Here is a 9924-nt window from a genome sequence, read left to right as displayed (position 1 = left end):
CAGCCGGCCGTAGGCCGCGAACATCGAACCCACCACCCCAGCAGGAAACAGGTCCTCCACCACGTCCCAGGTGTAGAGGAGCCCGCCGTCATGCTCGGAGGCCTGGTGGTCGATCCAGACCTGCGGGGTCTGGGCGACGCTGTGCACCATGTCGCTGATGCGATCCCAGCTCGACCGCTCGCCGGCCGGAGCACGGAAGCCCAGCGCGCTGGTGAACACGACTGGGATCGAGGCGGCGGCGGCACCGCGGGTGCGCGCCAGCTCGCGCAGCACCTGGACCCCGCCCACCTCGGCATGATCCAGGTCTTCCGCCAGGCGCTTCTGCAGGGCCGCGGCGCGTTCGGCGAAGCTGGCGGGCGTGGTGTCCACCTCCAGCAGGATCGTCGAGGTGAAGTCGCCGATCAGGGCCGCCATGTCGGCGTGGAGCGGCGGGCGGTTGAAGGAGGTCAGCGTCAGGCAGAAGCGCTCGGTGCGGCTGAAGGCGGCCAGGATGTCGCCATAGGCGGCGGCGAGCAGGGCGGAGGGGGTCAGGCCCCTGGCCTGGGCGGCTTCCTGCAGCGTGGACCACTGACTGGCCGGCAGGGTCGCCAGGTGGCGGACGAAGCGCGGGCGGTCGATCTGCTGGGGCTGCCGGGCGAGCGGCAGGTCGGGTGCGCCCGGCAGGGTCGGCAGGCGCGCCTGCCAATAGCGGGCGCTGCGCTGCCAAGCCTCGCTCTGCCGCCAGGCGATGTTCTCCATCACGAAGTCGCGGAAGCTCAGGCCGATCGGCGGGAGCGGGGTCGCCGGGTTCTCGTAGAGGCGGCCCCATTCCTCGCGCAGCTGGAAGATGCTGGCGGCGTCCAGCACCAGCAGGTCCAGGCCGATATGCAGGCGGCGGCCGCCGCCGTGATGGGTGACGCGGATGTCGAACAGCGGCCAGACGGCCGGGTCCGGCAGGCGGTGGGACAGTTCCTCGCGGATCGCCAGCAGGGCCGCCTCGTCGTCCTGGCCGTCCAGCTGGTGCTCGGTGATCCGGTAGGGCGGGACCTCCTTCAGGATCTGCTGGCGGCCGTCCGGCAGGATCACGGCACGCAGCATGTCGTGGCGCCGGACCAGCTGGTTCCAGGCCTGCTCCAGGCGCGGCAGGTCGACGTCGCGCAGCTCGACCTCGGTATAGAGGTAGCAGCCGACATTGCCGAGCTCGAGCGAATCACCGCGGCCGATCCAGTAGGCCTGCTGGATCTCGGTGAGCGGGAACGGCTCGTAGCGGTGGTCGGGATCGGGCTCGATCCGCCGGGCCGGTGCCGCCTTCTCCTGGCTGCCCGCGCGGGCCGCGATGGCGGCGACCGTGGCGCCTTCCAGCAGCTCGCGCACACCGACCTCGATGCCGAGCTCGCGCTGCACCCGGTTGCGGATCTCCACCGCCATCAGCGAGTCCAGGCCGAAATCGGGCAGCGGCGTGTCGGGATCGGCCGGTGCCGGCAGGCCCACCACCTCCGCGACGATTCGGCAGAGCCGCTCCGCCGGGCTCGCGACCTGGCTGGACGGTGCCGCTGCGGCAGCCTCCCGGGGCCCGGCCGAGATGCCTTGCAGCAGGGCCGGCTTCTCGGCGTCGGGGAACTGGCCGAGGAAGCGGGGCCAGTCGGCGTTGGGCAGGACCACGAGCTGCGTGGGCGCGCCATCGCCCAGTGCGGCGGCGAAGGCGGCCTCGCCCTCGGCCGGGCTCAGGCTGCCCAGGCCCAGCTTCTCGGCACGGTCGACCACGCCCAGCCGGGCGGCAGCGCCGATCTCACGCCACACCCCCCAGTCCACCGCCACGGTGGGCAGGCCGGCGCGGCTGCGCTCCTGCGCCAGCGCGTCGAGGAAGCTGCTGGCCGCGGCATGGTTGGCCTGCTCGGCGGAACCCAGCACGCCCGCCACCGAGGCGAACAGGACGAGGCGCACCTCGGGCCGGGTGCGGGTGAGCTGGTCCAGCACCAGCGCGCCCTCGATCTTGGCCCGCATCACCGCGGCAAAGCGCTCGCGGCTCTGCTGCCGGACCGGCGCATCGTCGAGCAGGCCGGCAGCATGGACGATGCCGCGCAGGTCCGGCACACCGGCCAGGATCGCCGCCATGGCGTCGGCATCGGCGACGTCGGCGGCATGGCAATCCACCGGCACCGGCAGGTCCGGCAGCGCTTCCGGGCGGCTGCGCGAGACCAGGACGATCCGGCTGGCGCCGTGCCGGGCGAGCCACGTGGCGGCGACCCGGCCGACCTCGCCGGAGCCGCCGGTGACGAGCCAGCCGCCCTCGACCTTCCCGGGCGGCTCGGGCGCCGGGGCCGGCCGCAGCCGTGGTGCCTGGCGCTGGTTCTCCCGCCACAGGAGGTGGCTCTCGCCATCGGGGCCGACCAGTTCGTCGAGCAGCGCCCGCTCGCTGGGCGGTGCCTCGATCAGGCGGGCCTGCAGCTTCGGCTGCTCCAGGCGCAGGGTGCGCAGGAACCCGGCGAGCCCGGCATGGCCGAGCGTGCCATCCGCCAGGATCGTGAGTGCCGGCGGCTCGGGCTCGGCGTTCAGGCGCCGGATGCTGGCCAGCAGGCCCTCGAACAGGTCGAGCTGGCCGGCGAAAGTCGCCGGTGCCGGCGGCGCCACGAGCAGCGCCGAGGATGCGCCAATTGTGTCGGGGAACGGCAGGCTGCCGGGCTCGCCCAGGAGCCGGACCGGCGGAAGCGCCACGGGTTCGGCGGGCTTGCGGGCCAGGATGATCTCGCCGGCCGGCAGGGCATCGGCGACGAGCCCTGCCGCGGCCAACACCTCCAGCCATTGCGTGCGCGACAGGAGCGGATGGTCGCTGCGCAGGCCGCAGTCGGCAAAGCGCCACCAGCCCTCGGTCAGGCCGAACACGATGTCGACCCAGGGGCGCGGCTCGGTAGTCTCGACCAGGACGAGCAGGCCGCCCGGCGCCAGCAGGTCCGCAACGTGCCTCAGGCTCTCGGCGATGTCGCGCGTGGCATGGAGGACGTTGGCGGCGAGGACCAGGTCCTGGCTGCCGGGGGAAAAGCCCTGGGCCTGCGGGTCCTGCTCGATGTCCAGCAGCCGGACGTCGAGATCGCGGCGGGCGAACCAAGCCCGAGCCGCGTCGAGGAACAGCTGGGACAGGTCGGTGAAGCAGTAGCGGACGCTGCCCTCGGGCAGGCCCTCCAGCATCGCACCCGTGGCCCCGCCGGTGCCGGCCCCGATCTCCAGGACGCGTAGAACCCGGCCCGCGGGCAGGCTATCGTGCAGCCGCCCGGCCGTCTCGCCCAGCAGCGCGTTGATCGTCCGGGCATAGGCGGAGCTGGCGTAAAGGTCGGCGGCACCCCCGCCCTCGCCCGGGAACAGCAGGGTGAGCGGGTCGACTCGGTCCGCCAGCACGTCGGCCAGGCGCGGCCCGGCCCGGCGTACCAGCGCCAGCTCGGCGGCAGCGCCCGGATGGGCCTCGATCAAGGCATCCAGCTCGGCGTCAGGATCGGCGACGAGCGGGGCCGGCAGGATCCGCCAGGCCGGCCCCACCGCCTCCAGCATCCCGGCGCCGGCCAGGATCGCCAGCAGGCGGCGCAGGAGGCGGCGGTGGCGGTCGGCCACATCCAGCTCGGCGGCAAGGGCCGCAGGGGTCAGCAGGCGGCCGGGCTGCCAGACGAGACCCAGCTCGACGAGTGCCCGCTGGATGAAGGCAGCGGTGATCCGGTCCAGGGCCGGTGCGGTCTCGGCATAGACCTCGATGCCGAAGCGCTGCCCGGCTTCGGCGGACAGAGGCGCCAGCTCCGCACAGAGTTCGGCTGCGGCCGGCAGGAAATCGGGCGGCAGCAAGCCGTCGGTGCGCGGGCAAGGCTCGGGTTCGATCGTGTAGAACGCGTCGGCGGCGATGCCATGCCCGGAATCCGCCAGCATGGCGGTGCTGATCGGGCGGAACTCGAGCCCGGCCAGGAAGGCGACCAGGCCTTCGGCATCGGTGAGGGTGAGGTCGGCCAGGATGCTGGCGCCCTCCCGGCGGGCGGTGGCGTGCACGGTGAGGCCGGCACCGGGGCGGCGCAGCAGGCGGGCGCGGGCGAGCCGGGCCGGGACGATCGTGGCACCGCTGTCGTCCGCCGGCAGGGCGGCGGCCACTGCCTGCAGGGCGGCGTCGAGCAGGGCGGGGTGGAGGGTGAAGGCGTCCGCAGCGCCGGCCTCCTCCGGCAGGGCGAGGCCGCCCTCGACCTCGCCCGACCCGATCCGGCGCAGGTCGCGCAGGCCGCGAAAGGCCGGGCCATAGGCGATGCCGCGCCGCTCCAGCTCCGCGAAGAACGCGGCCAGCGGCACGGGCGTGCCGTTTCCGGCCGGCCGACGACTGGCAGGTGGTGCCGCGGGATCGGCCAGCCGGGCGCGGGCGTGGAGGACGGGCTTGGCCGCCTCGTCCGCGGCATCCCAGGACACGACCCGGGCGCTGCCGTCGGGGGCTAGGATCACCTGGAGGTGCAGGCCCAGCTGGTCGGGCAGGCGGACCGGGAGCAGGAGGTCGAGATCCCGGATCTCCTGGTCCGGGGCGGTGGCATGCAGGAGTTCCAGAAGGGCCGCTGCCGGCAGCACGACCTGGTCCAGAACGCGATGCCCGGCGAGCCAGGGCATCGCCGGGTCGTTGGCATGCAGCGCCGTCTCGAAGCGCCGCTCCTCGCTGAAGGGCAGATGGAGGCGGCGGCCGAGCAGCGGGTGGCTGCCCTTGGGCAGGGTTGCGACCGGGGCGGCGGTCGGTGCCGGACTCGTGTCGATCCAGTAGCGCTGCCGCTCGAACGGATAGGGCGGCAGGGGTACGCGCCGGCCGGGCTGCGGGCCCAGATCCGGGTGGCGGCCGTGCTGCGGCTCGGCGGTGGCCAGGTCCTCGGCACGCTCGACGCAGATCCACCAGGGCAGCCGGGCGCGGCCGGTGGCAGCGCTGTGGCAGACATCCGCGAAGCTGGACGAGCCGGTGTCGAGCAGGCGGCGATAGGCCGTGACCAGTTCGGCCAGCGCGTCGGGGGTGCGGGCGGAGATCAGGAGGCGCGGGACGTGGCCGGCAGGGATCTCGGGTTCGTTTCGCAGATCCGGTGCAGGCGGCGGCGTGACGACGACATGGGCGTTGGTGCCGCTGAAGCCGAAGCTGCTCACGCCCACCGCGCGGGGCGGGGTCGCCTGCGCCTCGACGGGGATGCGGATGTCGACGCCATCCAGGTCGATATGCGGGTTCAGCCGGTCGAAATGGAGCGAGGGGGCGATCTGGCCGCGCTCGGCCATCAGCACCGCCTTGATCAGCCCGCCCACCCCGGCCGCGGCCTCGGCATGACCCATGTTGCTCTTGATCGAGCCCACGAAGAGCGGCCGTTCGCGCTTGGCGAACACGGCGGCCAGAGCGTGCATCTCGATGGGATCGCCCAATCCTGTGCCGGTGCCGTGCGCCTCGATCGCGTCGACCTCCGCGGGCGTCAGGCCGGCATTGGCGATGGCGGCGCGGATCACCGCCTCCTGGGCGGGTCCGGACGGTGCGGTCAGACCGGCGGAACGGCCGTCCTGGTTGATGGCGCTGCCGGCGATCACCGCGCGCACCCGGTCGGCACTGGCATCGGCCAGCCGGCGCAGGATCACCACGCCGCAGCCCTCGGCCCGGGCATAGCCATCGGCACCGGCGTCGAACGTCTTGCAGCGCCCGTCCGGCGCCAGCATCCGCGCCTGGCAGAAATTGACGGTGATGTCCGGGGCCAGCATCAGGTTGACGCCGGCCACCACCGCCAGCTCGCACTCGCCGTTGCGCAGCGCCTGGACCGCCAGATGGGTCGCGACCAGGGAGGAGGAGCAGGCGGTGTCGACGGCGACGCAGGGGCCCTGGAAGTCGAACGTGTAGCTGATCCGGCCGGACGCCACCGAGGCGGCGTTGCCGGCCCCGGAACCCGCGTTGCTGGACGAGCCGAACGCGGTCTTGCTCAGGAGGTTGGAATAGTCGTTGGTGCTGATGCCGAGGAACACGCCGACCTTGCGACCCTGCAGGCTCTGCGGCGGCAGGCCGGCATCCTCCAGCGCGTGCCAGACGGTCTGCAGGAGCAGGCGCTGCTGCGGGTCGATGCCGATGGCGTCGCGCGGGGCGATCCGGAAGAACTGGGCGTCGAACTCGTCGACCCGGTCGATGAAGCCGCCGTGGCGGGTGTACATCTTGCCGGGCACGCCCGGGCGCGGGTCGTAATAGGCGTCGACGTCCCAGCGGTCGGCGGGGATCTCGCAGGTGGCGTCCACGCCCGTCACGAGATTCTGCCAGAGCCGCTCGCCGTCATCGGCACCGCCCGGGTAGCGGCAGGCCAGGCCGATCGCCGCGATGGGGGCGCGTGCCGCCCCCTCCAGCATGTCAACACGGCTGCGCATCCGGCGCAGCGCCAGGGCCGCCTGCTGAAGGGGCGTGAGGGTCCTGTCAGCCATGATCCGCCACCGCCAATGCGAACTCCCGCTCGATCAGGGCGGTCATCTCCGCCTCGCTCATCGCCTGGACCGCTGCCAGGTCCTCGTCGACCTTCACCTCCGGCGGCAGCTCGCCGGCAGCGCCCGGCTCCTCGGCCAGGCCCAGCAGGCCGGCCAGATGCTCGGTCAGCGCCAGGATGGTGGGGTAGCTGAACAGCAGCGTAGCCGGCAGCTCCAGGCCCAGCCCCTGGCCCAGCGCCTTGCGCAGTTCCAGAGCCATGAGCGAGTCGAGGCCGAGCTCGTTGAGCGGCTGGTCGTCCGGGATCGTCTCGCCGGCAGCGCTGCCCATGACCGCGGCGGCACGCGCGGCGACGAATCGGGCGAGGCTGGCGTGATCGGCCGGGCGGCCGGCAGCACTGCCGGATGCAGCCGGTGGCGCTGCGGCCGGGCTGCGCCGGGTGCCTGGCCGGACCGCGTCGAAGAAGGCCGGGACGCGGCCCTGCCCGTAGCGGCGCAGGAAGACCGGCCAGTCCACCATGGCCCCGATGATCTGGGTTTCGCCGGCGGCAATGGCCCGGCCCATCAGGTCGAAGGCGGCCTGCGGATCCATCAGGCCGACACCCTCGCCGGCAAACCGCCCGGCCACGCCCTCCCGGGCGATCGCCCCTGCCCCGGCCCAGGCGCCCCAGTCGATCGCCAGGGCCGGCAGGCCCCGGGCGCGACGCTGCCAGGCGAGCGCATCCAGGAAGGCATTGGCACCGGCATGGTTCGCCTGGCCGGGATTGCCGAACACGCCGGCCGTGCTGCCGAACAGCACGAAGGCGTCGAGCGGCAGATGGGCGGTCAGCTCGTCCAGCAGGCGGGCACCCTCGATCTTGGCCCGGTAGACCCGCTCCAGCCGGTCGCGGTCGAGGCGCAGGAACACGCCGTCGTCGAGGCTGCCGGCGAGGTGGAACACGCCGCGCAGACCGGGGCCGGCCGCGGCGATGGCGGCGGTCATGGCGGTGCGGTCGGCGACGTCGGCCTGCAGCAGCTCGATGCCGGGCGGCAGCGGGTCCGTGGCCGCATGGCGCGCCAGGAGGAGGACACGCTCGGCGCCATGGGCGAGCAGCCAGTCGGCCAGGCCCCGTCCGAGCCCGCCCAGGCCGCCGGTGACCAGATGGGTGCCGGTGGTGCGGAAGCCGGCATCGGCCGGGAGGGTCAGCGGGAGCACGCGGCGCACGAAGCGCCGGCCGCCGCGCCAGGCGACCTCCACCTCGTCGCCCGCGGCCAGCTCGGCCTCGGGCAGCTCCTCGTCGCTGTCCAGGATCCGGCAGTCCAGCTCGGGATGCTCCAGGGTGAGCACCCGGGCGAGCCCGGCGGCACTGGCCATGGCCGGGTCGGGCGGGCCGTCCAGGGGTGCGAGCCCGCGGGGCAGGACGATCCGGAGTGCCGGCGGCCGCGGCGATTCCAGCGCCCGCCGGGCAGCGGCCAGGATCTCGGCCGACAGATCCAGGGCGGAGGCCCCGGGCAGCGGACGCAGGACCTGGATCGGCTGGTCGGTGGCGCCGTTGCGGGCGATCGCGACGATCTGGTCGCCGCTGCCGGGCGATGCCACCAGCTCGGCGCTGCCGAACCGCTCCGCGAGCAGCCGGCGCCAGCCGGCCGCATCGAGGAGCGGGTGGTCCGGGCGCAGCCAAGTATCCTCGAAGCGCCACCAGCCATCGGTCAGGCCGAACACCAGATCGCTCCAGGCGCTGCGGCGTGCGGCCTCCAGCAGCAGGAGGATGCCGCCCGGTGCCAGCAGGCTTTGGGCATGCGCCAGGCTGGCGGCGAGGTCGCGGGTGGCGTGGAGGACGTTGCCGGCCACCACCAGATCGTAGCTGTCCGGCAAGAAGTCCTGCGCCGCCGGGTCCCGCTCGATGTCGAGCGGCACGAAGCGGGCCGCTTCCGCGCCGAAGCGTTCGGCGGCCTGGCTCAGGAAGGCCGGGGAGATGTCGGTGAAGTCGTAGCGGAAGCGCCCGGCCGGGACGCGGGCGCGCAGGGCATCGAGCAGGGCACCGGTGCCGGCACCGATCTCCAGGATGCGCACCGGGCGGGCCGGGTCGGCGGCCTGGGCCACGCCCTCGATCGCGGCCAGCACCATGCCGTTCAGGAGCCGGGCGAACCCGGCGCCGCCGTACAGGAAGCCGGCCTCGCCATCGCTGAACAGCACGGCCAGGGGATCCTGCTCGCCGCGCAGCACCGCCGGCAGGGCCCGGCCGCAGCGCGCCGCGATCCCGATCTCCGGCATGGCGCCGAAGCGGTCTTCCAGTGCGGTGCGCAGGCTCTCCGGGTCGGCCTCGGGCGGTGCGTGGGCGGCCATGCCGGGCAGGTGGACGAACAGGCGGCGGCGCTTCGGGTCGACCTCGGACGGGTCTACGGCACGGACGGCCGCCGCGGCATAGGCCGCCGCCAGTCGCTCCAGCCCGGCACCCAGCTCCGGCGGCGTAGCGAGCTCCGTGGTGGCGGCCACAGCGGCGGCACGGACCCTCCCCGCCAGCACGGCCGGTTCCGGGCTGGTGGCGGCGGCCGGCAGCGGCCAGGGCTGCCAGTCGATCCGGTAGCTCCAGCCCTCGCCGAGCGGCGCAGGCTTCGCATCGCCGCGCAGCCGGGCGATCGAAAGGCCGTCGATCCGGGCGACGGTCCGGCCGGCCTCGTCGAACAGGCGCAGATCGCCCTGCGCGGCATCGAGCGTGCCGGTGCCGGGGCGTGCCTGGACATGGACGCGGAAGCGCTCCGGGCAGCGCGCCAGGAAGGCCACACGTTCGATCGCGAACGGCAGGAACGCGCCCGAGGCGCCGCCGCCGCTGAAGGTGGCGCCCAGCGTCTGGAAGCAGGCATCGAGCGCTGCGGGATGGATCGGCAGCTCCGGGCAGTCCCTGGCCAGGCCGGGCATCAGCTCGATCTCGGCCACGGCCTCGCCTTCGCCGCGCCAGAGGCGACGGATGCCGCGGAACGCCTGGCTCAGATGGATGCCGCGCTCGTCCAGCATGGCGTAGAGCGCCTCCGGCCCGGCCTCGTCGGGAGCGCAGCGAGCCAGCACCGCGGCAAGGTCCGCCGACCCGGCGGGCCGGTCCGGCGCGGTGGCGGCACGGGCATGGAGCACCCAGGCACCGTCATCGCCGCGCGCGAACAGGGACAGGGTGTCGCCGTCGCGCAGGACCTGGACTTCGCGGCCGTCATCGGAGAGTGCCAGCGGGGCCACGAAGGCGATGTCGGCCAGTGCCGCGGGGGCCGCACCGCAGGCACCCAGCAGCATCGCGACATGGGAGGCGCCAGGCACGATCACCGCATCGCCCACCACATGCTCGCCGAGAAAGGCCGGCCGGTCGGGCGCCAGCCGGCTGGTCCAGGCGGTGCCGCCGGTCGCGATCTCGACCGGCTGGCCGAGCATGCCGGCCGGGGCTGGCGCGGATGACGCGGCCGGCCGGGCCGGCACCCAATAGCTCTGTCGCTCGAACGGGTAGTGGGGTGCGGGGGTGGTGGGCAGCTCGAACGGCTGGTCGATCG

At 74.1% G+C, this 9924-nt stretch carries 2 protein-coding genes; both read right to left on the bottom strand.

All coding sequences use genetic code 11. The features are described 5' to 3' along the window. Positions 1–6414: SDR family NAD(P)-dependent oxidoreductase (locus HLA95_RS25905; protein WP_222184982.1), on the bottom strand; the 6414-nt coding region annotated here is incomplete at its 3' end. Beyond that, a partial coding sequence (locus HLA95_RS25900; RefSeq protein WP_222184980.1) for a KR domain-containing protein occupies positions 6407–9924 on the bottom strand: 3518 nt, incomplete at its 5' end. The genes HLA95_RS25905 and HLA95_RS25900, both read right to left, overlap by 8 nt.

This window comes from Geminicoccus harenae (assembly GCF_019800005.1).
Classification (GTDB): domain Bacteria; phylum Pseudomonadota; class Alphaproteobacteria; order Geminicoccales; family Geminicoccaceae; genus Geminicoccus; species Geminicoccus harenae.
The sequence above is the reverse complement of the archived record's forward strand: the minus strand, read 5'-3'. Positions and strand labels throughout refer to the sequence as shown.